Consider the following 24,867-nt stretch of genomic DNA (forward strand, 5'->3'; position numbering starts at 1 on the left):
GTAAGATCGAGGTAGCCCTGTGACTGCGACAGATGCTGTGAATTCCACCTGCGGCACGCTCTACGTGGTCGCCACGCCGATTGGCAACCTGGAGGACATCAGCGCGCGGGCGCTGCGTGTATTAAGCGAGGTGGCGCTCATCGCGGCAGAGGATACGCGGCATTCGTCCAGGCTCATCCAGCACTTCGGTATCAGCACGCCGCTGGCTGCTTGTCATGAGCACAACGAGCGTGACGAGGGGGGGCGCTTTATTCAGCGTCTGTTGGCGGGCGACAGCGTTGCACTGATATCGGACGCCGGTACGCCACTCATATCGGACCCTGGCTATCACTTGGTCAAGCAGGCCCGAGCTGCGGGTGTTCCTGTCGTGCCGGTGCCGGGCCCTTGCGCGTTGGTCGCTGCGCTTTGTGCGGCGGGGTTGCCTTCGGATCGCTTCATCTTCGAGGGGTTCTTGCCCTCCAAGCAGGCGGGGCGGCGTTCGCGGCTCGAACTGTTGCGTGAGGAGCCGCGTACCCTGATCTTTTATGAGGCGCCGCACCGGATTCTGGATAGCCTGAAAGACATGGAAACTGTATTTGGTGGTGATAGAGCCGCCGTGCTCGGGCGCGAACTGACAAAAACCTTCGAGACCCTCAAGGGTGCGCCGCTCGAAGCACTGCGCGCCTGGGTCGAGGCCGATACCAATCAGCAGCGTGGTGAGTGTGTCGTCGTCGTGGCGGGCTGGCAGGCACCTCAGGGGGAGGAGGCGGTGGATGAAAATGCTCGGCGCATCCTGCGGCTGTTATTGGCGGAGTTGCCTGTCAAGCGCGCAGCCGCCGTCGCAGCGGAGATCACCGGTGCCCGTAAGAACCTGCTGTATCAGCTCGCATTGCAAGAGCGACCCTAGCGGCAATCGCGCCAAGCCGCCTGATGCAAACCGGTTGGTGCTTGGGTCGCGCGGGCGTATCTGCGCTTGCAGCTAGGGCTTTCGCCAAGTAACCTGCCCGTCGGAGAGTCGATCGGACAGTCGCTGTCTCTTTTTGTTCCGCAAGAAGGGAGGGAGGAAAGTCCGGGCTCCATAGGGCAAGGCGCCAGGTAACGCCTGGGGGGCGTGAGCCCACGGAAAGTGCCACAGAAAATAACCGCCTAAGCACTTCGGTGCCGGTAAGGGTGAAAAGGTGCGGTAAGAGCGCACCGCACGGCTGGTAACAGTCCGTGGCTAGGTAAACCCCGCCTGGAGCAAGACCAAATAGGGATCCATTGGCGTGGCCCGCGCTGGATCCGGGTAGGTTGCTAGAGGCAGTCAGTGATGGCTGCCGTAGAGGAATGGCTGTCCTCGACAGAACCCGGCTTACAGATCGACTCTCCGACCTTCTTCTTCCCCGGCTTTTTAGTCCGAAAAATTCTTGCACTTCACAAACCACTTTAAGTTTGTGACGCATCTTCCTGCGTCCGCGCAGCTTCCTCTTGGGATTCGCTTCCCACTTCGTCATTAATCGCCGTTTCGCTAGCTAAATTCCCGCCACATAAGGGTTTTTCCCGTCGGGCTCACCTTGACGGTGGGGCTGAGGCGTTTCTATAGTGCGCACGAGTGGTGGAAAGTGGAATGAAGTGGGTAATTATGGGCATGGATAGCTAATTTCAGGGGAAGCGCAGCCGTGTTTCGCGGAGCTAACGCAATCAGTCTCGATGCCAAAGGCAGGCTAGCGATGCCCAGCCGGTATCGTGACGAGCTCGTTTCGCGTTGCCAGGGCCAGCTCATCATCACGATCGATGCAGTCGATCGCTGCCTCTGTATCTATCCGTTGCCGGAGTGGGAGCAGATCGAAGCCAAGCTGCGCGAGCTGCCGTCGTTGCGCGAAGAAACCCGCCGGCTGCAGCGCCTGTTGATCGGCAATGCCGTGGATCTGGAGATGGACGGGGCGGGCCGGGTGCTCGTGCCGCCTCGCCTGCGTGAATACGCAGCGCTGGACAAGCGAGCCATGTTGGTGGGGCAGCTGAACAAATTCAGCTTGTGGAACGAGGACGACTGGAACGCACAAGCCGATGCGGACCTGGCGGCCATCAAACAACCCGGCGCATTGCCGGAAGAACTGCGTGATTTAATCCTGTGAGCCAGAACAGCGCCTATAAACATGTCACCGTGCTGCTCGACGAAGCCATTGCGGCGCTCGTCGTGCGGGCCGACGGGCGCTACGTGGACGGTACCTTCGGGCGCGGTGGGCATAGCCGGCTGCTGCTGCGGCAGCTCGGGCCTGATGGCCAGGTGCTAGGTTTCGACAAGGACCCGTTGGCCATTTCGACGGGGCAAGCACTGGCGGCCGAAGACGGCCGCTTTGTCGTTGTGCAGAGAAGTTTCGCTGAGCTGGGCGATGAACTCGCACAGCGCGGGTGGGCTGGGACGCTGAGTGGGGTGTTGCTGGATCTGGGCGTGTCCTCTCCGCAATTGGACGATCCCGAGCGCGGTTTCAGTTTCCTCAATGATGGTCCGCTGGACATGCGCATGGATCCGGCGCATGGCATCAGTGCCGCCGAGTGGATCGCCACGGCAGCCGAAGAGGATCTAGCCCGCGTATTCAAGGACTACGGCGAAGAGCGTTTCGCCAAGCGTATGGCTCGCGCGGTCATCCTGCGGCGCACTGAACGACCCTTCGAGCGCACTGCCGATTTGGCCCAGGTTCTGACCGACGCCAATCCGGCGTGGGAGAAGGGTAAGAACCCGGCGACTCGGGCGTTCCAGGGCTTACGTATTTTCATCAACAACGAGCTGGGCGATCTCGAGGCCGGGCTGAGCGCTGCGCTGGAATCGCTTGAGGTCGGCGGTCGCCTGGTGGTGATCAGCTTCCATTCGCTGGAAGATCGCATCGTCAAACAGTTCATGCGGCGTCATGCCAAAGGCGAGGCCGATACGCTGCCGCGCGACCTTCCCATCATTCCCGAAAAGTTCGTGCCTCGCCTCAAGTTGCTGGGCAAGCCGCAATATGCGTCGACCGAAGAGGTCAAGGCCAACCCGCGCGCTCGCAGCGCGGTCATGCGCATCGCGGAGAAGCTCAGATGAGCCGGTTGCGTTCGATGCCCAAGGGCAGCCTGCTGATGTTGGTGCTCTTCATCGCCGTCCTGTTGTCGGCGATCGCCGTCGCCTACAGCGCACACTGGAATCGTCAGCTGCTCAACGAGCTTTACGGTGAACTTAGTGTCCGTGACAAAGCGCAGGCCGAGTGGGGACGTCTGATTCTCGAGCAGAGCACCTGGACGGCGCACAGCCGTATCGAGACGCTGGCAACTGAACGCCTGGACATGCATATCCCCGAGGCGGCCGACGTCAGGCTGGTGAGCCAATGAAGCTCGACGGCGCGCTCTATCCCTGGCGTTTTCGCATCGTCCTCGGCCTGCTGGTAGCGATGGTGGGAGCGCTCGCCTGGCGAATCGTGGATCTGCAGGTATTCGACCAGCCTTTCCTCCAGGGCCAGGGTGATGCGCGCAGCGTACGCCACATCCCAATACCAGCGCATCGTGGATTGATCACGGATCGCCACGGGGAACCCCTGGCAGTGAGCACGCCGGTCACGACGCTGTGGGGCAATCCGCGCGAACTTCAGGCTTCGCAAGCGCGCTGGGACGAGCTGGCAAAGATTCTGGGGCAAGACCCCGCCGCATTCCGCAAGCGCTTAACTGAGCAGGCCGAGCGCGAGTTCACCTACCTGGTGCGTGGCCTGACGCCCGAACAGGGCCAGCGTGTACTCGACTTGAACATCCCGGGTGTCTATGCCCAGGAAGAATTTCGGCGGTTTTACCCAGCCGGCGAGGTGGCCGCGCACGTGGTGGGCTTCACTGATATCGACGATCACGGTCGCGAGGGGATGGAACTGGCCTATGACGAGTGGTTGGCTGGCGTACCGGGCAAGCGCCAGGTCCTCAAGGACCGTCGCGGGCGTCTGATCAAAGATGTCCAAGTAGTGAAGAACGCCAAGGCCGGCAAGGCACTCGCGCTGTCTATCGACCTGCGCATGCAGTACCTGGCGCACAGCGAGCTGCGCAAGGTCATGCAGGAACATGGTGCGAAGGCGGCCAGCCTCGTCATGGTCGACGTTAAAACTGGCGAAATCCTCGCCATGGCCAACCAGCCGACGTACAACCCCAACAACCGTCGCAATCTTCAGCCGGCCGCGATGCGTAACCGAGCGCTGATCGATGTGTTCGAACCGGGTTCGACGGTCAAGCCGTTCAGCATTGCCGCTGCCTTGGGCACGGGCAAGTACCACCCCGAGTCGGTGGTGAATACGCTGCCGGGCTGGATGCGCATCGGTCGCTACACCATCCGCGACGTGTCGCGAGGCGGCATGCTGAACCTGACCGGCATCCTGATGAAGTCGAGCAACGTCGGCATCAGCAAGATTGCTTTGGACATCGGCCCCGAGCCCGTTCACGCCATCATGCAGCAGGCTGGTTTCGGCCAGTCCACGGGCCTTGGCTTTCCTGGCGAACGTGTCGGCAATCTGCCGAACCACCGCAAGTGGCGGGACGCCGAGACGGCATCGCTCGCTTATGGCTACGGCCTGTCGGTAACGGCCGTTCAGCTTGCCCATGCCTACGCCATGCTGGGTAATGAAGGTAAGAACGTGCCGCTGTCTCTGTTGCGCCTCGACCAGCCGCAGGACGGCGTGCAGGTGATCGACAAGGAAATCTCCAAGACCGTGCTGCGCATGCTGCAGGCGGTCGTCGAAGAAGATGGCGGTGGCGGCGCGCGTGCGAAGGTGCCGAGTTACCACGTTGGCGGAAAGAGCGGGACGGCGAAGAAGATTTCTGGCACGGGTGGCTATACGAAGGATGCTTATCGTGCGTTCTTCGCCGGGGTCGCGCCCGTTACCGACCCGCGGATTGCCGTCGTGGTCGTGGTCGACGAGCCCAGCGAGGGCGGCTATTACGGGGGCCTGGTGTCTGCCCCTGTGTTTGGCAAGGTGGCGGCTCGCGCGCTGCGCTTGATGAATATCGCGCCTGACAACCTGGCGCCGCCCGTGGAAGTGCAAACCGCCGAGGCCCTCAAGAGCAAGGGAGGGCGTAGCTGATGCCGATGCCATTGAATCAACTGTTACCGCAGGCCGAGGGCGCCGAGCTGATTCGTGAGTTGACGCTCGATAGCCGCAAGGTTCGGCCGGGCGATCTTTTCCTCGCCGTGCCAGGCCTGCAGCACGACGGTCGCGCGCATATCGGGGATGCTATCGAGCGGGGCGCAGCAGCCGTCGCTTACGAAGCTGAAGGTGCCGGTGAACTGAGTGCCGTTGGCGCTACGCTGGTGCCGGTACACCATCTGGCGGAGCAGCTTTCCGCGATCGCCGGGCGCTTCTATGGCGAGCCGAGTCGCAGCCTGCACTTGGCTGGCGTGACCGGGACGAACGGCAAAACGACGGTGTCTTTCCTGATTGCCCAGGCGCTCGACCGTCTCGGCGAACGGTGCGGCATCATCGGCACGCTGGGGACCGGCTTTCATGGCGAGTTGTCGCTTGGCCGGCATACCACGCCGGACGCCATTGGCGTGCAAGCCACCTTGGCCAACTTGCGTAAACAAGGCGCACGTGCGGCGGCGATGGAAGTGTCGTCGCACGGCTTGTCGCAAGGTCGGGTGGCGGCTCTGGCTTTCGACGTCGCGGTGTTCACGAACCTGTCGCGCGACCATCTCGACTATCACGGCTCCATGGAGGCGTACGGTCAGGCCAAGGCGCGGCTGTTCGAGATGCCAGGGCTTCGTTGCCGCGTGCTCAATCTGGACGATGCCTTCGGTCGCGCCTTGGCGGCGAGAGAAGCTGAATCGCGCCTGATCACCTACAGCCTTGAGGATCCTTCCGCCTACCTTTACTGCGCGGATGCCCGGCTCGATGACGATGGTCTGCATGCCCGTCTTGTGACGCCGCAAGGCGAGCGCTCGCTGCGCAGCACCCTGCTTGGCCGCTTCAACGTCAGCAATGTGCTGGCTGCGATCGGCGCGCTACTGGGTATGGATTACCCCCTCGATGAAATCCTTGCGGTGATGCCCCAGCTCGCCGGTCCAGAAGGCCGGATGCAACGCATGGGCGGTGGCGACCTGCCATTGGTCGTCGTGGACTATGCCCACACGCCCGACGCGTTGGAAAAGGTCCTAGATGCATTGCGCCCACATGCGCGTGGCCGCCTGTTGTGCCTGTTCGGCTGTGGCGGTGACCGCGACCGCGGCAAGCGTGCGTTGATGGCAAGTGTGGCCGAGCGGTTGGCCGACCATGTGATTGTGACGGATGACAACCCTCGCGGCGAGGAGCCGCTGCGGATATTCGACGACATCCGTGCGGGCTTTGCCGAGCCCGGAAAAACCCGCTTTATCGCCGGGCGGGCACACGCGATTGCCGAATGCATCGGTGCCAGCACTCGCGATGACGTCGTCCTGCTGGCCGGCAAGGGGCATGAGGATTATCAGGAAATCAAGGGAGAGCGCCTGCCGTTCTCGGATCTCGAGCAGGCCAACGTTGCGTTGGCCGCCTGGAGGGACGCCAATGCTTGAACCTATCCATCTGAACGCTATTGCCAGCACGCTCTCCGGCAGCCTTATTGGAACAGACGTTTCGTTCGATGCGGTGGCGACTGATAGCCGTTCGATTGGCCCAGGCCAACTCTTCATCGCGTTGGTCGGGCCGCGGTTCGACGGCCATGCGTATCTGGCCGATGTCGCCGCCAGGGGAGCAGTCGCTGCCGTGGTCGAGCGCCATGTTGCTGAGGTAGACCTGCCGCAACTGGTGGTCCCGGACAGCCGAATCGCGCTCGGTCAGTTGGGCGCGTTGAACCGCAGCGCTTTCCAGGGGCCGGTCGCAGCCATTACCGGCTCCAGCGGCAAGACCAGCGTCAAGGAGTTGCTTGCCAGCATTCTGCGGGCCGCCTATGGCGACGAGGCCGTGCTAGCCACCCGCGGCAACTTGAATAATGACTTGGGTGCTCCACTCACGCTGCTGGAACTGGGTCCCGGGCACCGTGCTGCCGTTATCGAGCTGGGCGCCTCACGCGTCGGTGAAATCGCTTACACCGTGAACCTGACCCGGCCGGACGTCAGCCTGATTACCAACGCCGGTACCGCGCACGTCGGTGAATTTGGCGGGCCGGAGAAAATCGTCGAAGCCAAGGGCGAAATCCTTGATGGACTGTCGGATACCGGCGTTGCCGTACTCAATCGCGACGACAAGGCGTATCCCACTTGGCAGGCCCGGGCTGGCAACAGGCGCATCGTCAGCTTTGCGATGCAGAGTCCAATCGCCGACTTCCATCCCGCCTCGATTGCCTACGACCAACGCGGCTGCCCCAATTTCGTGCTCAACGGCCTGGGCGGGTCCGCACGGGTGCAGCTCAACCTGCTCGGGCGGCACAACGTGGCCAATGCCCTGGCCGCGGCGGCTGCAGCGCATGCGCTGGGTGTGTCTTCGGATCACATTGTCGCCGGGCTGGAACGTCTCCAGCCGGTCAAGGGGCGTGGCGTCGCGCAGATGCTCGGTAATGGCGTGCGCCTGATCGATGACACCTATAACGCTAATCCGGCGTCCATCTGCGCTGCAATCGACGTCTTGAACGGATTCGCCGGTCGCAAGGTGCTGGTGCTCGGCGACATGGGCGAGCTGGGCGAATGGGCCGAGCAGGGGCACGCCGAGGTCGGTCAATACGCCGTCGGCAAGGTCGATGCGTTACTGGCGGTCGGGCCGTTGATGCAGCATGCCGTCGACGCGTTCGGCTCGGGTGCCCGTCATTTCCAGGATCAGCAGAGCCTGATCGATGTGTTGAGGCTCGAGCAGGGCAACGGCACGACCCTTTTGATCAAGGGATCACGGAGCGCCGCGATGGACAAGGTCGTCGCCGCGCTGTCGCTCCCCGCCATGGAGAAACATTGATGCTGCTGCTGCTCGCCGAGTACTTGCAACAGTTCCATAAGGGCTTCTCGGTCTTTCAGTACTTGACCCTGCGCGGCATTCTGGGCGTGCTCAGTGCGCTGGTGCTTTCGCTGTGGATGGGGCCTTGGCTCATTCGCACGCTGCAGTTGCGGCAAATCGGCCAAGCCGTGCGGAACGACGGGCCGCAATCGCACCTCTCCAAGTCGGGGACCCCCACTATGGGGGGCGCGCTTATTCTCAGCGCCATCGCCATCAGCACACTGCTTTGGGCCGATCTGACCAACCGCTATGTGTGGGTGGTATTGATCGTAACGCTGCTGTTTGGTGCGATCGGCTGGGTGGACGACTACCGCAAGGTGATCGAGAAGAATTCGCGTGGCCTGCCGAGCCGCTGGAAGTATTTTTGGCAGTCGGTGTTTGGCCTGGGCGCGGCAATCTTCCTCTACGCGACTGCCCAATCGCCGGTCGAAACCACCCTGATCCTTCCTCTGATCAAAGACATCGAAGTCCCGTTGGGGATCGGCTTCGTCGTGCTGACCTACTTTGTGATCGTTGGCTCGAGCAACGCGGTGAACCTTACCGATGGTCTCGATGGCCTGGCGATCATGCCAACGGTAATGGTTGGCGGCGGGCTGGGCATCTTCTGTTACCTGTCCGGCAACGTAAATTTTGCAGAGTACCTGTTGATTCCAAGCGTGCCGGGCTCCGGAGAGTTGATCGTATTCTGCGGCGCACTGATCGGCGCTGGCCTCGGCTTTCTTTGGTTCAACACCTACCCCGCTCAGGTCTTCATGGGTGACGTCGGTGCGCTGGCGCTCGGCGCAGCTCTGGGCACCATCGCGGTCATCGTCCGCCAGGAAGTGGTGCTGTTCATCATGGGCGGCGTGTTCGTCATGGAAACGCTGTCGGTGATCGTGCAGGTCGCATCGTTCAAGTTGACCGGCAAGCGCGTGTTTCGCATGGCGCCGATCCATCACCATTTCGAACTCAAAGGCTGGCCCGAGCCGCGCGTGATTGTGCGCTTCTGGATCATCACCGTGATTCTGGTGCTGGTCGGCCTTGCCACGTTGAAGTTGAGGTAACCGAGAGTGCTCATCGCCTCCGATCAATTCCGCATCGTTGTCGGCCTCGGCAAGAGCGGCATGTCCGTGGTTCGCCACCTGGCGCGCCGCGGGTTGCCGTTCGCCGTGGTCGATACGCGGGAAAATCCGCCTGAGCTGGCTACCCTGACCTCGCAGTACCCGAACGTTGAGGTGCGCTGCGGCGCGCTGGATTCCGATTTTCTCTGCCGGGCCAGTGAGTTGATCGTCAGCCCAGGCCTGCCGGTCAGCACGCCGGCGCTACAGGCCGCGGCCGCGCAAGGCGTGAAGCTGGTCGGGGACATTGAGCTGTTCGCGCGGGAGGCGAAGGCGCCAATCGTGGCGATCACCGGTTCCAACGCCAAGAGCACCGTGACCACGCTGGTTGGCGAGATGGCTATTGCTGCCGGGCGCAAGGTGGCGGTGGGAGGCAATCTCGGCATGCCGGCGCTCGACCTGCTCGACGATGAGGTCGAGCTCTATGTGCTAGAGCTCTCCAGCTTCCAGTTGGAAACTACCGACCAGCTGAATGCCGAGGTCGCGACCTGCCTCAATATCAGCGAAGACCACATGGATCGCTACGACGGTTTGCCTGCCTACCACCAGGCCAAGCACAGGATCTTCCGTGGCGCGCGCCAGGTCGTGATCAATCGCGACGATCGGCTCAGCCGGCCACTGGTTGCCGAAGACTTGCCCGCTTGGTCATTCGGCCTGGGCAAGCCGGATTTCAAGGGCTTCGGGCTTTTCGAGGAAAATGGCGAAAAGTTTTTGGCGTTCCAGTTCGACCCATTGATGCCGGCCAGCCAGTTGCGTATGCGGGGCGCGCATAACCAGTCCAACGCCTTGGCCGCGCTGGCCATCGGGCATGCCGTTGGGTTGCCGTTCGCTCCGATGCTTGATGTGTTGCGCCAGTTCACCGGCCTGCCGCATCGCTGCCAGTGGGTTAGTGAGCGCAAGGGCGTGAGTTTCTACGATGACTCGAAGGCGACCAACGTCGGTGCTGCGTTGGCTGCCATCGATGGATTGGGCAGCGATATTGAAGGTCGTCTGGTTCTGATCGCCGGTGGTGACGGTAAGGGCGCCGACTTCAGTGCGCTGCACAGCCCCGTCGCTCGCTATTGCCGAGACGTCGTATTGCTCGGGCGTGACGCCGAGCTCCTCGCGGCTGCTCTGGATGGGGCGGCGCCGATTCATCGCGCCGAAACCATGCAGCAGGCAGTGCAGATGGCTGCGAAGCTGGCCCAGTATGGAGATTCGGTATTGCTTTCGCCGGCGTGCGCCAGCCTCGACATGTTCGCCAACTTCGAAGATCGCGGACGCCAGTTCGCCGCTGCGGTGGGGGCGCTCAGCTGATGCTCGCTTTCCTGCGTGGTGCACCGTCGCCCCTGCTCAGTCGTCGTGGCATCGACCTCGATTTCCCGATGCTGGCTGGTTGTCTGGCCCTGCTGGGGCTCGGGCTGGTGATGATCACCTCCGCATCATCGGAAGTGGCTGCGGTGAACGCAGGCAGCTCGATGTACTACACCATTCGCCACCTTATATATGTCCTGTTGGGGCTGGTGGCGGCCGCGGGCGTTCTGCTGGTGCCGGTGTCGGCGTGGCAGCGGCTGGACTGGATGCTTCTGCTGGCCGCGTTCGCCTTGTTGATCCTTGTACTGGTGCCGGGCATCGGCCGCGAGGTCAACGGGTCCATGCGCTGGATCGGCTTCGGCGTCTTTAACGTACAACCGTCGGAACTGGCTAAGCTGTTCGTCGTGGTGTACCTCGCCGGCTATCTGGTGCGCCGCCAACACGAAGTGCGGGAAAGTTTCTGGGGCTTCCTCAAGCCGTTTCTCGTACTGCTGCCGATGGCGCTGTTGTTGCTGCTTGAGCCCGACTTCGGCGCCACGGTGGTAATGATGGGTTCGGCGGTTGCGATGCTCTTTCTGGGCGGCGTCGGGTTGATTCGCTTCAGTCTGCTGGTCGTCCTTGCCGTCGGCGCGGTGTTCGTGCTGGTGCAAACGCAGGAATACCGCCTACAACGGCTGATCACCTTTACCGACCCTTGGGCCGATCAATACGGTGCGGGTTACCAGCTGACCCAGGCGCTGATCGCCTTCGGCCGCGGCGAGTGGTTGGGTCTGGGCCTCGGCAACAGCGTACAGAAACAGTTCTACCTGCCTGAGGCGCATACCGACTTCGTGTTCTCGGTCCTGGCCGAAGAACTGGGCATGGCCGGCGCCCTGCTGACTATCCTGCTGTTCGCCTTCGTTGGCGTTCGGGCCTTATATATCGGCCTGGCAGCGGAGCGGGCGCGCCAATTCTTCGCAGCTTATGTCGCATGGGGCCTGGCGTTCCTCTGGCTTGGCCAGTTCTTGATCAATGTCGGGGTTAACGTCGGCTTGCTGCCGACCAAGGGACTGACGCTGCCGTTCCTCAGCTACGGCGGCAGTTCGCTGGTCGTCACGTGCGCCAGTATGGCGCTGCTGCTGCGGATCGAATGGGAGAGCCGCACCGTGCTGGGCAGCGAAGACGTCGAGTTCAGCGAAGACGACTTCGACGAGGCGCCGAAGGCCAAGGGCAAGGAGGTCGCTCATGGCCGGTAATGTCCTGATCATGGCAGGCGGCACCGGTGGCCACGTGTTCCCGGCTCTTGCCTGCGCCTACGAGTTTCAAAGCCGCGGATATCATGTGCACTGGCTCGGTACGCCTCGGGGCATTGAAAATGAGGTCGTGCCGGCTGCTGGATTGCCACTGCACTTGATCCAGGTAAGCGGACTGCGCGGCAAAGGTCTCAGCTCATTGCTGAAGGCACCTTTTCAACTACTGCGTTCGCTGTGGCAGGCACGCCGCGTGATGCGTGAGCTCAATCCGGTTTGCGTGCTAGGACTGGGTGGCTACGTGACCGGCCCTGGCGGGCTGGCTGCGAAGCTCGCCGGTGTGCCGCTGGTCATCCATGAGCAGAACGCCGTGGCCGGGACCGCGAACCGCAGCTTGGTCCCCTTCGCGCAGCGTATCTGCGAAGCCTTCCCAGACACCTTCACGGCAGGCAGCAAGCGCCGTACCACGGGCAATCCGGTTCGGCGCGAGCTGTTTCTCGAGACCCCGCGCCAAACGCTGGTCGGCCGCCGGCCGCGGTTGCTCGTCCTGGGCGGCAGCCTGGGCGCCGAGCCTCTGAACAAACTACTCCCCGAAGCCTTGGGTCGGGTGAGCTCCGATGTACGCCCCGAGGTTTTCCACCAAGCCGGCAAGCAGCACGCTGACCTGACTCGTGAACGCTACGCAGAAGCAGGCGTCGAGGCCGAGGTGGCGCCCTTCATCAAGGACATGGCGCAAGCCTACGCCTGGGCCGACCTGGTCGTTTGTCGTGCAGGCGCGCTGACCGTGTGCGAACTGGCCGCCGCTGGGCTGCCCTCGTTCCTGGTGCCGCTGCCGCACGCAATCGACGACCACCAGACCCGCAACGCCGAATACCTGGCGAAGGAGGGCGCTGCCGTTCTTCTGCCACAAGCTACGACTGACGCCACTGCCATGGCGGCTCAGCTGACCGAGGTAATGATGCAGCCGGAAAAACTCAAGGCCATGGGCGCCACGGCGCGTCGGCTGGCCCGCCCCGACGCCACCCGTAGCGTCGTCGATATTTGCCTGGAGGTGGCTCATGGCTAAATCGCCAGCGGCGGTCAAGGCTGAAGTGCGGCGCATGCGCCGGATTCGCCGCATTCATTTCGTCGGGGTCGGCGGCGTTGGCATGTGCGGTATTGCCGAAGTGCTGCTGAACCTCGGCTATGACGTCTCCGGTTCGGATTTGAAGAGCTCGGCGAGCACGGAGCGCCTGCAGAATTTCGGCGCCCATATTTTCATCGGTCACGAGGCCGGTAACGTGGCCGGCGCTGATGTCCTGGTCGTTTCCAGCGCGATCAACCAGGCCAACCCAGAGGTCGCGTTTGCGCTGGAGCAGCGCATCCCAGTCGTGCCGCGTGCCGAAATGCTGGCCGAACTGATGCGCTACCGTCACGGAATCGCTGTCGCCGGTACCCACGGCAAGACCACGACGACCAGCCTGCTGGCGTCGGTCTTCGCCGCCGGCGGCCTGGACCCGACCTTCGTCATCGGTGGCCGCTTGACCGCAGCCGGCACCAATGCGCAGCTGGGTACCAGCCGCTACCTGATCGCCGAGGCCGACGAGAGCGACGCCAGTTTCCTCCATCTGCAGCCGATGGTCGCCGTGGTGACCAATATTGACGCCGACCACATGAGCACCTATGGCGGCGACTTCGGCAAGCTGAAAAAGACCTTCGTCGAGTTTCTTCACAATTTGCCGTTCTATGGCCTGGCGGTGCTTTGCGTCGACGACCCGGTCGTGCGGGAGATCATCCCGCAGGTCGGCCGGCCGATCACCACCTACGGCGTCAGCGATGACGCCGACGTGCGCGCCATCAATGTGCGTCAGGAAGGGATGCGGACGTATTTCACCGTGCTGCGCGACGGCTTCGATCCGCTCGACGTCTCGGTGAACATGCCGGGTAACCACAACGTGCTCAACGCTTTGGCGACCATCGCCATCGCCACCGATGAAGGCATTGATGACGAAGCGATCGTCCAGGGTCTTTCCGGGTTCGCCGGTGTCGGGCGCCGATTCCAGGTTTACGGTGAGCTGCCGGTGGATGGCGGTAGCGTGATGCTCGTAGACGATTACGGCCATCATCCTCGCGAAGTCGCCGCGGTGATCCAGGCCGTACGTGGCGGCTGGCCGGAGCGGCGCCTGGTGATGGTCTACCAGCCCCACCGCTTCAGCCGCACCCGCGACCTATACGACGATTTCGTTCAGGTCCTTGCCGACGCCAACGTGCTGCTGTTGATGGAGGTATACCCGGCCGGCGAAGAGCCCATTCCGGGCGCCGATAGCCGTCACCTGTGCCACAGCATCCGCCAGCGCGGGCAGTTGGACCCCATCTACATCGAGCGTGGGGGCGACCTCGCGCCATTGGTCAAGCCGTTGCTGCGCGCGGGCGACATCCTCCTGTGTCAGGGCGCTGGCGACATCGGCGGCCTGGCCCCGCAGCTGATCAAGAGTCCTGTGTTTGCGGCGCAGCTGAGCGCCGCGAGGAAAAGCCAATGACAACCCTGCAATCGACGCGTAAACCCGGGGCCTTTGGCCGGGTTGCAGTTCTCTACGGCGGCAAGAGTGCCGAGCGCGAGGTGTCGCTCAAGTCCGGCGCGGCGGTGTTGACGGCGTTGCAGGCCGCCGGTGTGGACGCCTTTGGCATCGACGTCGGTGACGACTTGCTGCAGCGGTTGAACAGCGAGCACATCGATCGGGCCTTTATCGTGCTGCATGGGCGTGGCGGCGAAGACGGAAGCATGCAGGGGCTGCTCGAGTGCGCCGGGATCCCGTATACCGGCAGCGGCATTCTCGCGTCAGCGCTGGCCATGGACAAGCTGCGGACAAAGCAGGTCTGGCAAAGCCTGGGGCTGCCGACGCCGCGTCACGCTGTACTGGCTAGCGAGGCAGATTGTCACGCGGCGGCTCAGGCGCTGGGTTTCCCATTGATCGTCAAGCCCGCCCATGAAGGTTCGAGCATCGGCATGGCGAAGGTTGGCGGCATCGCCGATCTGATCGCCGCCTGGCGGGCCGCCAGCGCCTACGACTCACAGGTGCTGGTCGAGCAATGGATCCAGGGGCCGGAGTACACCATCGCCACGTTGCGCGGAAGCGTGCTGCCTCCTATAGGCCTCGGTACACCGCACACTTTCTACGACTACGACGCCAAGTACGTGGCCAATGATACCCAGTACCGCATTCCCTGCGGGCTGGATGCAGCCAAGGAACAGGAGCTGAAGGACCTGTCTGCGCGTGCCTGCGAGGCGGTTGGCGTGCAGGGATGGGCCCGTGTGGACGTGATGCAGGACAGTGAAGGCGCCTTTTGGCTACTGGAAGTCAACACCGTACCCGGCATGACCGACCACAGCCTGGTACCGATGGCTGCGCGCGCTGCGGGGCTGGATTTCCAGCAGCTGGTACTGGCTATTCTCGACGCCGGCATGGTGGGGGAGTAAACGATGATCGCCACGCTGCGCCATTCACAGCCTGCTTCTGGCCGGGGTACCCGCAAGCCAGCACCTCGTGGTGCCAGCCGGCTGGTAGCTCGCGAGCCGCTGTCGGCGCGTTTGCCCCGGCCGAGCCTGAGTGCATTCAAGCGAGTCCTGTGGCCGGTGATGCTGGTCGCATTGGCGGTTGGGCTTTATGAGCTAACACAGCATTTGGCGCCCTATGCGGATCGCCCGATCAGCAAGGTCAGCGTGCGAGGCGACTTGACCTACGTCGATCAACAGGCCGTTCAGGCGCGTATGGCTCCGTTCGTCGAGGCCAGCTTCTTCGAGGTTGACCTCGATGGCCTGCGTCACGACCTTGAGCAGATGCCATGGATCGCCAGCGTCGAGGTCCGTCGGGTCTGGCCGGATCAAGTGACCGTACGCCTTGAAGAGCAGTTGCCCATCGCTCGCTGGGGCGACGAGGCGCTGCTGAACAACAACGGGCAGGCTTTTGCGCCGAATGACCCGACTAAATATGAACACCTGCCGCAATTGTATGGTCCGAAGCGGGCCCAGCAGCGGGTCATGCAGCAATACCAGATGCTCAGCCAGATGCTGCGACCGCTCGGCTTCTCCATTGCACGCCTCGAATTGCGAGCGCGAGGCAGCTGGTTTCTGACCACCAAGCAGGGCATTGAACTGCTGCTCGGCAGGGATCAGGTCATCGAAAAGATGCGTCGCTTCATCGCGATCTACCAGCAGGAGCTGGCCCAGCAGAACGACAAAATTGCGCGGATCGATCTCCGCTACGCCAACGGCCTGGCCGTGGCATGGCACGAGGCGAGCCCGACCACGGCGGACGAAGCCGTCGTTGCGAAGAATTGAGGAATGAAACACATGTCTAGCGTGCAAAGCGGCAAGATGATCGTCGGTCTGGATATCGGCACCTCCAAAGTGGTAGCGCTGGTCGGCGAGGTCACGGCGAATGGCGAACTGGAGATCGTCGGAATCGGCACTCATCCGTCGCGCGGCTTGAAGAAAGGCGTAGTGGTGAATATCGAGTCGACCGTGCAATCGATTCAGCGCGCCGTGGAAGAGGCGCAGCTGATGGCCGGATGCCGTATCCACTCGGCCTTCGTCGGCCTCGCCGGCAACCACATACGCAGCCTGAACTCTCACGGCATCGTCGCCATCCGCGACCGGGAAGTCAGCAATGCCGATCTCGAGCGCGTGCTCGACGCCGCGCAAGCTGTTGCGATTCCAGCGGACCAGCGCGTGCTGCACACGCTGCCCCAGGATTATGTAATCGATAACCAGGAGGGCGTTCGCGAACCTCTGGGTATGTCGGGTGTGCGCCTGGAAGCCAAGGTGCACGTAGTCACCTGTGCAGTGAACGCTGCGCAAAACATCGAAAAATGCGTACGCCGTTGCGGCCTTGAGGTAGACGACATCATCCTCGAGCAACTCGCATCCGCCCACGCCGTGCTGACCGATGATGAGAAGGAGTTGGGCGTCTGTCTGGTCGACATCGGGGGTGGCACGACCGATATCTGTATCTTTACCGAAGGTGCCATTCGCCACACGGCAGTGATCCCAATTGCCGGCGATCAGGTCACCAATGACATCGCCATGGCGCTGCGCACGCCGACCCAGTACGCCGAGGAAATAAAGATTCGCTATGCCTGCGCGCTGGCCAAGTTGGCCGGCCCTGGCGAAACGATCAAGGTACCGAGTGTCGGCGACCGCCCGCCGCGGGAACTCTCGAGACAGGCCCTGGCCGAAGTCGTGGAACCGCGCTATGACGAGCTGTTCACGCTGATCCAGGCCGAACTCCGGCGCAGCGGATACGAGGATCTGGTCCCGGCCGGCATCGTGCTAACGGGCGGAACCGCCAAGATGGAGGGTGCGGTGGAGCTGGCAGAGGAAATCTTCCACATGCCGGTACGCCTGGGCATCCCCCACAGTTTCGAAGGACTGACCGACGTCGTCCGCAATCCTATTTATTCAACAGGCGTGGGCCTGTTGCTCTACGGGCTGCGCAAGCAGGCCGATGGCATCCCCATGTCCGGTCACGGCCCGTTCGCCGATGAACCCAAAACATCTGTCGTGGACCGCTTGAAAAGCTGGATCCAGGGCAATTTCTGAGCAAAGCGGCAGTACCAAAACTAGAAAGCTGGAGGAGAGAGGGAAATGTTCGAACTCGTAGACCATACCCCGCAAAATGCAGTGATCAAGGTCATCGGCGTTGGCGGCGGAGGCGGCAATGCCGTCAACCACATGGTGCGTAACAACGTCGAAGGTGTGGAATTCATCTGCGCCAACACCGACGCTCAGGCACTGAAGAAAATCGAAGCGCGCACCGTATTGCAACTGGGCTCGACCATCACCAAAGGACTTGGTGCTGGTACCAACCCGGACATCGGTCGCCAGGCCGCAATGGACGACCGCGAGCGCATCGCCGAGGTCCTGCAGGGTGCTGACATGGTGTTCATCACCACTGGCATGGGCGGCGGCACCGGTACGGGCGCCGCCCCAGTCATCGCATCCGTAGCGAAGGAAATGGGCATCCTGACCGTAGCAGTGGTGACACGTCCGTTCCCGTTCGAAGGTCGTCGTCGTATGCAGGTCGCTGAAGAGGGCATTCGTCAGCTGTCCGAGTGCGTCGATTCGCTAATTACCATCCCCAACGAGAAGCTGCTGACCATTCTCGGCAAGGATGCCAGCCTGCTGGCTGCGTTCGCCAAGGCCGACGACGTCCTGACCGGCGCCGTGCGCGGCATCTCCGACATCATGCAGCGTCCCGGCCTGATGAACGTCGACTTCGCTGACGTCAAGACCGTGATGGGCGAGATGGGCATGGCAATGATGGGTACCGGTTGTTCCACCGGCCCGAACCGTGCGCGGGAAGCCACCGAGGCAGCGATCCGCAACCCGCTGCTCGAAGACGTCAACCTGCAGGGCGCTCGTGGCATCCTGGTCAACATCACCGCGGGTCTGGATCTGTCGCTGGGCGAATACGCTGCGGTGGGCGAAATCATCGAGGCGTTTGCTTCTGATGAAGCGACCGTCAAGGTTGGCGCTGTGATCGATCCAGATATGCTCGACGAACTGCACGTTACCGTCGTCGCAACCGGCCTTGGGCCGCGTAGCGAAAAGCCTGTCAAAGTCGTAGACAACACGCTGCAAACCGCAGCTGTGGCACCGCAGGCCGCTCCCGTAGCTCGGCAGGAGCAGTCAGCAGTCAACTACCGCGACCTGGATCGCCCGACGGTCATGCGCAATCAAGCCCATGCTGCAGCCACTGCAGCGAAAATGAACCCTCAAGAGGATCTGGATTACCTGGACATTCCAGCGTTCTTGCGCCGCCAGGCCGATTGATACTGTTTATCAGGTCAATCGGATCGATTGGTATTCAGCAAAGAGGGGTTCTGCTATGATCGCCGCATTTGTTGGAAACCATTCGCAACAGCGCAATAGCGAAATCAAGCCATGATCAGACAACGCACACTGAAGAACATCATTCGCGCCACTGGCGTCGGCCTGCATTCGGGGGAGAAGGTTTACCTCACTCTAAAGCCGGCACCGGTGGACACGGGTATCGTGTTCTGTCGCACCGACCTCAATCCGCCTGTGGAGATCGCTGCCCGGGCCGAAAATGTCGGCGAGACCACCATGTCGACGACGCTCGTCAGCGGAGACGTCAAGGTCGACACGGTGGAGCATCTGCTTTCGGCCATGGCCGGGCTTGGGATCGATAACGCCTATGTTGAGCTTTCCGCCTCGGAAGTGCCCATCATGGACGGTAGCGCTGGCCCCTTTGTGTTCTTGATTCAATCAGCTGGACTGCAGGAGCAGGACGCCCCTAAGAAATTCATTCGCATCATCCGCGAAGTCACGGTGGAAGACGGCGACAAGCGCGCCACGTTCCTCCCGTTTGAAGGCTTCAAGGTGAGTTTTGAGATCGACTTCGACCACCCGGTTTTCCGCGGTCGTACCCAGACCGCCAGCGTGGACTTCTCGAGCACTTCTTTCGTCAAGGAAGTGAGCCGGGCCCGGACCTTCGGGTTCATGCGCGACATCGAGTTCCTCCGCTCGCACAATCTGGCACTGGGCGGCAGCGTGGAAAACGCAATTGTGGTCGATGAAGATCATGTGCTTAACGAAGACGGCCTGCGTTACGAGGACGAATTCGTCAAACACAAGATTCTCGATGCGATTGGTGATCTCTATCTATTGGGGACTAGTCTGATCGGCGAATTCCGCGGCTTTAAATCCGGACATGCATTGAACAACCGCTTGCTGCGCACTCTGATGGACCAGAAAGACGCGTGGGAAATGGTGACATTCGATGATTCCCAGACCGCACCGATCTCCTACATGCGCCCGGCAGCCGCCGGCTGAGCAACACTCTCCTTCCTTTTATGAGGCCACCTTCGGGTGGCCTTTTTTTTGCGCGCCAGTGTTGTGCCCTGGGATGGCTCAGTTCATGCCGTCAAGGAGGCCGGCCATATCGTCTGCGTGCTCTTCTTCCTGGGCGAGTATGTCCTCAAAAATGCGGCGAGTAGTAGGGTCCTTGTCACCGATGTATTGAACGATTTCTCGGTAGCTATCGATGGCAATACGCTCGGCCACGAGGTTCTCGAACACCATGTCGCGAAGGCCGTTGCCCTCAGCATATTGCGCGTGGGCACGTTCGGTCAGGCTGTCGGGGTTGAAGTCGGGTTCGCCGCCCAGTTGCACGATGCGCTCTGCTAGCCGGTCGGCATGTTCTTGCTCTTCGTTGGCATGTTCGAGAAACTCGTCCGCCGCGACGCTCGATTTCAGGCCGGTCGCCATGTAGTAGTGGCGCTTGTAGCGGAGGTAGCACACCAGCTCTGTCGCCAGTGCTTCGTTGAGCAGGTTGATGATGACTTCGCGGTCGGCAGTGTAGCTTTCGGTTACTGCGCCATTTTCAACGTGCTGTCGCGCACGTTCGCGTAGGGTTTGTTTGTCACTCAGTTGCACATAACTCATCACGGTCTCCTGAACATGTTCGTCCTGCGGATTGATGATCCGTACGGTGGCCATTGCGCCTTGGGCGTCTCGCTGGGCCGTTAGTTGTGATAGGCGAGGGCGCGGAAAGTTTAGTCCGCGCCCTCCCTGGGCTCCTCAATGGGTACGGGTTCGCCAGGCTCTTCCCGCTCCGGCGTTGGAATTGGGCCGGGTGTGCCGTCGTCACGCGGATCCGGGTCTTTCATCGCTACAAGCCCTCACGAAAGTGCGTTCAATAGCTCGGCCTTGCGCATGCTCGACCGGCCCTTCACGTCCCGTTCACGCGCTTTCTGCATCAGTTCATCGCGCGTCATGTCCGATAGCGACGAGCTCCTGCTTCCCTTGCTGCGGGCGGAACCTTTGTTGGGTGACGCTCCGTTACGAGCCTCTGCGGCGCGATGCGACGAGTCCTTTCGATCCGCTCGCTTGGCTGTTTCGCTCTTGTCATGTCCAGAACCGCCCTTACGCTCGCCGCCGCCGGACTGCTTGTTCACCGTCGCCCACGCACGCGCTTCGGCTTCTTGTTCAGAAACGCCGCGCTTCTCGTAACCTTCCTCGATGTGCTCTGCCTTACGTTGCTGCTTTTCCGAATACTTGGATTTATCGCCTCTAGGCATGACCGTTCCTCGTGAATGGGTTATCAGCAAACACGACCGATACGACACGGTGTCCGCTCGCTCGTTACCTTTTTGGCCTCGGGGCGGGGCGTGAGTTTCACCTGTGCTAGCATGCCGCTCCGCCCCTCTGGCAAGTGGCATCAGAAGCCGTGAGGAATGGCGACTTGCCAGCTTTCAAGGCGGCCTAAAATTTAATTGCTGGCGAGCCCGTCATCCGGGGAACAAAAGGCAATTATCCTGGCCTGAACCAAGCACGCCACGCGCTAGCTGGCCGGTTGTAGCGCAACGGCGCACCACCTGATTCTTCATTCCCGCTTTTTTGAAGTGGGCCTACGACGAGGCGATACCATGCGAATCCTTGTTTGCGGTGCCAATGGCCAGGTTGGCCATGAGTTGGTAGACCGTGCTCGGACTTATGGCCTCGAGGCGCTCGGCATGACGCGCGAGCAGCTCGATATCACCCAGACCGAAGCGGTGTGCAGTGTCGTGCGCAACCTCGGCCCGGACCTGGTGATCAACGCAGCGGCCTATACCCACGTGGACAACGCCGAAGCCAATTCAGCGCAGGCATATGCCGTCAATCGTGACGGTGCCGCGAGCCTCGCCGAGGCGTGCCGGCGCGTGTCGATCCCCCTGTTGCATATTTCCACTGACTACGTGTTCTCAGGCGAGGCTCGCGAACCCTATAAGGAAACCGACGCTGTCGCTCCAACCGGTGTTTATGGCGAAAGCAAGCTCGCCGGGGAGCGTGCCATCGAGGCCGCTCTGGAGCGCCATGTGATCTTGCGTACCAGTTGGGTATACGGGGTGCATGGCCATAACTTCGTCAAGACCATGCTGCGTCTTGGCCGGCAGCGCGATGCGCTTTCGGTTGTGGCGGACCAGCACGGTTGCCCAACGGCCGCCGGTAGCATTGCCGAAGTGCTATTGACCCTGGCGCAGCGTTATCTGCAGGGCAATGATCTGGCCTGGGGCACCTATCACTACAGTGGTCGGTCGCCTTGCACCTGGTATGACTTCGCTGTAGAGATTTTCCGCCAGGCCGCGGCTAAAGGGCTGCTGGCGAAGCAGCCCAAGGTATCGTCGATATCGACTGCCCAGTATCCAACGCCAGCGCGGCGGCCGGCGTGGTCGGTGCTCGATTGCTCTAAATTCGAGTCCACCTTTGGGGTCGATACCCGTGACTGGAAAGCCGAACTGTCCGGCGTGCTTGACGTTTTGCAGCGCAGCGAAGCCCGGCAGGCGAGCGCGGCCCAGCATACTCAGGCCTGACCGCCGTCTAGAACGGTGGTGGCAGACGTATTCGCTGATGTACCGCTGAGGCGCAGAGGTTATTCTGGCGGCTTTTTGTAGCGCGGCATTGGGTCGCGTCGCTCGCTGGAGTTTCCGCAGTGGTCGTGTTTCAGGCAATCCTTCCCATTTTCGGCTTGATCATGCTGGGCTTCTTCCTCGGTCGGCGCGCATGGCTCGCCGGGGAGGCGGCCAGTGGCCTGGCCAGCATTACCTTCAAGCTATTCATGCCTGCGGTATTGTTCGCAGGCATTGCCCGGGCGGACTTGGGCGATGGCATGTCGCCCATGCTGCTGCTGGGCTACTTCGGGCCGGTACTGGCCGTGTTTTTTGGCGTTGCCCTGGTCGCGCACCGGTTGCAAGGGCGAGCGTCGCCGCTTGGGCTGACGGCGGCTTATTCGAACAACGTGCTGGTCGGCATTCCTTTGGTGACGACCTTGCTTGGTGCGCACAGCCTCGTCTATGTGTTCTCGATCCTCGTCTTCCACAGCTTGATCTTGTTTTCACTGCAGAGCTTCTACAACGCCTTCGGTTCCGGACAGAAGGTAGGCGCCGGGGTGTTGTTCAGAAATTTGGCCAACCCGCTGATCATCGGCCTGCTGCTTGGCGCTCTGCTGAATCTGTCAGGGCTGGATCTCCCTCAGCCATTGTGGCGTATTGCCGACTGGCTGGCCCAGGCGGCCCTGCCTTGTGCCCTGATCGTGCTGGGGACCAGCCTGTCGCGTTTCCGCCTACGCCCCAGTGGTGCCGCCGTCATGCTGACTGTGATCAAGCTGGGGATCTTTCCTTTTATGGTCTGGATGTTCAGCGGTCTGCTACCTGGCATCGGCAGCGAGGCACGTAGCGTGTTGGTCCTGCTGGCCGCGTGCCCAACCGGAGTGAACGTGTTGGCGTTCGCGATCAATCCGGCCGATACACGTCCGGTCAGCTCCACAGTGTTTCTCTCGACCGTCCTCGCGGCCATTACGCTGCCGCTCTGGATGTTGCTGGTGTCGACCTGACGCTGCCTCAGCGACGGTCGTCGCGTTGGCCGGGCCCGTTCGCGAGGATGTCCTCCAGGCGAAGCCCGGTGAGGCCATGGATGGTGCGCCAGACATAATAGAAGATCGCCATCATCATGAGCATGCTCGGAATGGCGATCATCGGGTAGCTGAGCAATGTCATTCGCCCGAGCTCGGCGTTGAAGGCTTCGCTGCCCGCCGGGCTCTGCACGATCCACTTCGCCAAGACATAGTTCATGAATGATGAGAAGAAGAAGGTCCCGCTGAGCAGATAGGTCGCGCGCAACAAGCGACTTTCGAAATGCTCGACCTGCCCCCGATGGACCAGCTGGTCGTGGACCTTGTCGACATTGAGTACGTTTGGGTTGTAGAGCAGGGTTCGGATCAAGGGAAAGCGGGTGCGGGTCGAGGCCAGTACGGCGAGGCCGATGATGCCCGGAATGGCGGCTTCCTTGATCGCTAACCATTCGGGATCGAGCTGCAGCAGGCCGATGCCCCCCGTGAGCAAGACACTGACCAGGCCGAGCAAGGCAATCCAGTTGAACTTGCGGTGGCGGACCAATTCGAACAGGCCCCAGCCCAGCGGGAAGGCCAATGCCAGCAGCAGGGCACCGTCTGCCCCCAGGCGGTCCTCGCCGCTCAGCTTCATTAGGACCAGCGACGGGATGACGATGCTGATGAGTAGATCGACCAGCGGGCGTGGCCGCTGCTTGGCATCGTGGGGCGCAGGTGGCGATTGCTTGTCGCGACGTTCACTCATGTCGTTCGATTTCGTGCGGTTGGAGCGCGCATGATCGCCCGAGCATGACGCCTTGGCCAGACGGCGTTGTGTCAGGGCTTTGCGTCGGGCTCCCGTTTCCGCCTTCCTAGCCATTGGCTCGATTCGAACGCGGCGACTACGAGAATGGCCAGAGCGAACGGGAGCAGCAGGTACAGCGCACGGAATACGATTAGCGCGGCCAGCACGTCGGCTGTCGGCAGCTCAGGCATTGCGGCGAGGAACGTCACTTCCAGCACCCCTAGGCCACCCGGCGCATGGGACAGCAAGGCGAGCGAGAAGGACGCGAGAAAGACGCCAAGCACGACCAGATATCCCGGATTGTGGGTGGCCGGCAGCGCGAAATAAATGATCGCGGCGGCGCACAGCAGCTCCAGCGGAGCGGCGATCAGCTGACGGGCCACGATCGGCAGCCGCGGGTACTCGACGCGCCATTTGCCCAGGTGCAGTGGCGGCAGGTGTCGCCAGGCGCCGAACACATACAGTGCGACCACGCAGAGCAGGCCGCTGCCGATCGCGATCGACCACCAGGGATCGGCCTCGACCACACGGTTGAGCAGATCCGGTCGAAGCACGAGCACGGTGCCGCCAGCCAACAGCGTGCCAAGCAGGAAGGTGAGCGAGCAGAACACGATCAGTACGCCGATTTCGTTCGGCGTGAGCCCCTTGCTTCTGTAGGCGCGGTAACGTACGACCGCGCCGGAAAAGACCGAGGCACCAACGTTATGCGCCAATGCATAGGTGGTGAACGAGCACAGCGTAATGAACCACCATGAGATCCGCCGCCCCAGGTGAGCGACGGCAATTCGGTCGTACCACGCCAGGGCGAAGTAGGCCCCAAGCGTCGCCAGGCCCGCGAAGATCCAGTTTCGATAACGAATGGCTGCCAGACTGTCGGTCAGTTCGTTCAACGAAATGTTGCGGATCTCGTGGTAGAGCAGGTAACCGGAAAACAACACTGCAGAGATGCCGATGACTGTCCAGGCGGCATCGCTCCTTTTCATCATTCGGGTGGGCTCCTTGGTGACGGCGCGTCTGGCCTTGATGAGCCGGCCTATGTGGTTGCGCCTCACTGACTGATGGGCCGTTCTGATTATCGGCAGCGCAGCGCGCGATTTGTTCACTCATCCCGAAGCGTTCCGGCTGCACCTGGCTGGCTGGGTGTGGTCCACCCTAGGTCAA

At 61.9% G+C, this 24,867-nt stretch carries 23 protein-coding genes and 1 other RNA gene; 20 read left to right on the plus strand and 4 right to left on the minus strand.

What is annotated here, in order from left to right:
• The first annotated feature begins 19 nt into the window (after positions 1-19).
• The 18 genes from rsmI (at position 20) to lpxC (ending at position 19,369) form a co-directional block, all read left to right on the plus strand.
• Positions 20-886, plus strand: a complete 867-nt coding sequence (gene rsmI, locus KXR72_RS20490; protein ID WP_437422951.1) for a 16S rRNA (cytidine(1402)-2'-O)-methyltransferase — start codon at positions 20-22, stop codon at positions 884-886.
• A gap of 104 nt (positions 887-990) precedes the next feature.
• An RNA gene (gene rnpB, locus KXR72_RS20495) (RNase P RNA component class A) lies at positions 991-1,349 on the plus strand.
• A 288-nt stretch (positions 1,350-1,637) separates the two neighbouring features.
• Positions 1,638-2,093: a division/cell wall cluster transcriptional repressor MraZ gene (gene mraZ, locus KXR72_RS20500; protein WP_437422952.1), complete on the plus strand. Its 456-nt coding sequence runs from the start codon at positions 1,638-1,640 to the stop codon at positions 2,091-2,093.
• Complete coding sequence (gene rsmH / locus KXR72_RS20505; protein ID WP_437422953.1) at positions 2,090-3,037, plus strand: 16S rRNA (cytosine(1402)-N(4))-methyltransferase RsmH; 948 nt, start codon at positions 2,090-2,092, stop codon at positions 3,035-3,037. Before mraZ ends, rsmH begins: the two co-directional genes overlap by 4 nt.
• Positions 3,034-3,321: a cell division protein FtsL gene (gene ftsL / locus KXR72_RS20510; protein ID WP_437422954.1), complete on the plus strand. Its 288-nt coding sequence runs from the start codon at positions 3,034-3,036 to the stop codon at positions 3,319-3,321. The genes rsmH and ftsL overlap by 4 nt, the downstream gene beginning before the upstream one ends.
• Positions 3,318-5,045 carry a peptidoglycan D,D-transpeptidase FtsI family protein gene (locus KXR72_RS20515; protein WP_437422955.1) on the plus strand — a complete coding sequence of 576 codons (1,728 nt, stop codon included), beginning with the start codon at positions 3,318-3,320 and terminating at the stop codon, positions 5,043-5,045. The genes ftsL and KXR72_RS20515 overlap by 4 nt, the downstream gene beginning before the upstream one ends.
• Positions 5,045-6,508 carry a UDP-N-acetylmuramoyl-L-alanyl-D-glutamate--2,6-diaminopimelate ligase gene (locus KXR72_RS20520; protein WP_437422956.1) on the plus strand — a complete coding sequence of 488 codons (1,464 nt, stop codon included), beginning with the start codon at positions 5,045-5,047 and terminating at the stop codon, positions 6,506-6,508. Before KXR72_RS20515 ends, KXR72_RS20520 begins: the two co-directional genes overlap by 1 nt.
• On the plus strand, positions 6,501-7,877 hold the full coding sequence (locus tag KXR72_RS20525; protein WP_437422957.1) for a UDP-N-acetylmuramoyl-tripeptide--D-alanyl-D-alanine ligase: 1,377 nt from the start codon (positions 6,501-6,503) through the stop codon (positions 7,875-7,877). The genes KXR72_RS20520 and KXR72_RS20525 overlap by 8 nt, the downstream gene beginning before the upstream one ends.
• Complete coding sequence (mraY, locus tag KXR72_RS20530; protein ID WP_437422958.1) at positions 7,877-8,959, plus strand: phospho-N-acetylmuramoyl-pentapeptide-transferase; 1,083 nt, start codon at positions 7,877-7,879, stop codon at positions 8,957-8,959. The genes KXR72_RS20525 and mraY overlap by 1 nt, the downstream gene beginning before the upstream one ends.
• Before the next feature lie 6 nt (positions 8,960-8,965).
• Positions 8,966-10,309 carry a UDP-N-acetylmuramoyl-L-alanine--D-glutamate ligase gene (gene murD, locus KXR72_RS20535; RefSeq protein WP_437422959.1) on the plus strand — a complete coding sequence of 448 codons (1,344 nt, stop codon included), beginning with the start codon at positions 8,966-8,968 and terminating at the stop codon, positions 10,307-10,309.
• Positions 10,309-11,541, plus strand: coding sequence for a putative lipid II flippase FtsW (gene ftsW / locus KXR72_RS20540; protein WP_437422960.1), 1,233 nt, complete (start codon positions 10,309-10,311; stop codon positions 11,539-11,541). Before murD ends, ftsW begins: the two co-directional genes overlap by 1 nt.
• Positions 11,531-12,601 (plus strand): undecaprenyldiphospho-muramoylpentapeptide beta-N-acetylglucosaminyltransferase, encoded by a 1,071-nt coding sequence (gene murG / locus KXR72_RS20545; RefSeq protein ID WP_437422961.1) that lies wholly within the window; start codon positions 11,531-11,533, stop codon positions 12,599-12,601. The genes ftsW and murG overlap by 11 nt, the downstream gene beginning before the upstream one ends.
• A complete protein-coding gene (murC, locus tag KXR72_RS20550; protein WP_437422962.1) occupies positions 12,594-14,054 on the plus strand; it encodes a UDP-N-acetylmuramate--L-alanine ligase in 1,461 nt (486 codons plus the stop codon). Before murG ends, murC begins: the two co-directional genes overlap by 8 nt.
• Positions 14,051-14,992 (plus strand): D-alanine--D-alanine ligase, encoded by a 942-nt coding sequence (locus KXR72_RS20555; RefSeq protein WP_437422963.1) that lies wholly within the window; start codon positions 14,051-14,053, stop codon positions 14,990-14,992. The genes murC and KXR72_RS20555 overlap by 4 nt, the downstream gene beginning before the upstream one ends.
• 3 nt (positions 14,993-14,995) lie before the next feature.
• On the plus strand, positions 14,996-15,853 hold the full coding sequence (locus tag KXR72_RS20560) for a cell division protein FtsQ/DivIB (RefSeq protein ID WP_437422964.1): 858 nt from the start codon (positions 14,996-14,998) through the stop codon (positions 15,851-15,853).
• Between the two features lie 12 nt (positions 15,854-15,865).
• Positions 15,866-17,113, plus strand: coding sequence for a cell division protein FtsA (gene ftsA / locus KXR72_RS20565; RefSeq protein WP_437422965.1), 1,248 nt, complete (start codon positions 15,866-15,868; stop codon positions 17,111-17,113).
• 45 nt (positions 17,114-17,158) lie between these two features.
• A complete protein-coding gene (gene ftsZ, locus KXR72_RS20570) occupies positions 17,159-18,346 on the plus strand; it encodes a cell division protein FtsZ (RefSeq protein WP_437422966.1) in 1,188 nt (395 codons plus the stop codon).
• Positions 18,347-18,457: 111 nt separating this feature from the next.
• The gene (gene lpxC / locus KXR72_RS20575; RefSeq protein ID WP_437422967.1) at positions 18,458-19,369 is read left to right on the plus strand and encodes a UDP-3-O-acyl-N-acetylglucosamine deacetylase; all 912 of its coding nucleotides are present in this window, start codon (positions 18,458-18,460) and stop codon (positions 19,367-19,369) included.
• Positions 19,370-19,447: 78 nt separating this feature from the next.
• On the opposite strand, the gene KXR72_RS20580 is transcribed toward lpxC, so the two are convergent.
• Both KXR72_RS20580 and KXR72_RS20585 read right to left on the minus strand, forming a co-directional pair.
• Entirely contained in the window at positions 19,448-19,981 is a 534-nt protein-coding gene (locus KXR72_RS20580) for a ferritin-like domain-containing protein (RefSeq protein ID WP_437422968.1), read from the minus strand.
• Between the two features lie 236 nt (positions 19,982-20,217).
• Positions 20,218-20,616, minus strand: a complete 399-nt coding sequence (locus KXR72_RS20585; RefSeq protein ID WP_437422969.1) for a Rho termination factor N-terminal domain-containing protein — start codon at positions 20,614-20,616, stop codon at positions 20,218-20,220.
• A gap of 348 nt (positions 20,617-20,964) precedes the next feature.
• Between KXR72_RS20585 and rfbD the strand changes: the two genes are divergently transcribed.
• Positions 20,965-21,888 carry a dTDP-4-dehydrorhamnose reductase gene (gene rfbD / locus KXR72_RS20590; protein ID WP_437422970.1) on the plus strand — a complete coding sequence of 308 codons (924 nt, stop codon included), beginning with the start codon at positions 20,965-20,967 and terminating at the stop codon, positions 21,886-21,888.
• A 119-nt stretch (positions 21,889-22,007) separates the two neighbouring features.
• A complete protein-coding gene (locus tag KXR72_RS20595) occupies positions 22,008-22,907 on the plus strand; it encodes an AEC family transporter (RefSeq protein ID WP_437422971.1) in 900 nt (299 codons plus the stop codon).
• 7 nt (positions 22,908-22,914) lie between these two features.
• Here the strand turns inward: KXR72_RS20595 and KXR72_RS20600 are convergent, their stop codons facing one another.
• Positions 22,915-23,667 (minus strand): VC0807 family protein, encoded by a 753-nt coding sequence (locus KXR72_RS20600; protein WP_437422972.1) that lies wholly within the window; start codon positions 23,665-23,667, stop codon positions 22,915-22,917.
• Between the two features lie 71 nt (positions 23,668-23,738).
• Positions 23,739-24,692 (minus strand): lysylphosphatidylglycerol synthase transmembrane domain-containing protein, encoded by a 954-nt coding sequence (locus KXR72_RS20605; protein WP_437422973.1) that lies wholly within the window; start codon positions 24,690-24,692, stop codon positions 23,739-23,741.
• Between the last annotated feature and the right edge of the window lie 175 nt (positions 24,693-24,867).

The organism is Stutzerimonas chloritidismutans (assembly GCF_051486945.1).
In the GTDB taxonomy this organism is placed as follows: domain Bacteria; phylum Pseudomonadota; class Gammaproteobacteria; order Pseudomonadales; family Pseudomonadaceae; genus Stutzerimonas; species Stutzerimonas chloritidismutans_B.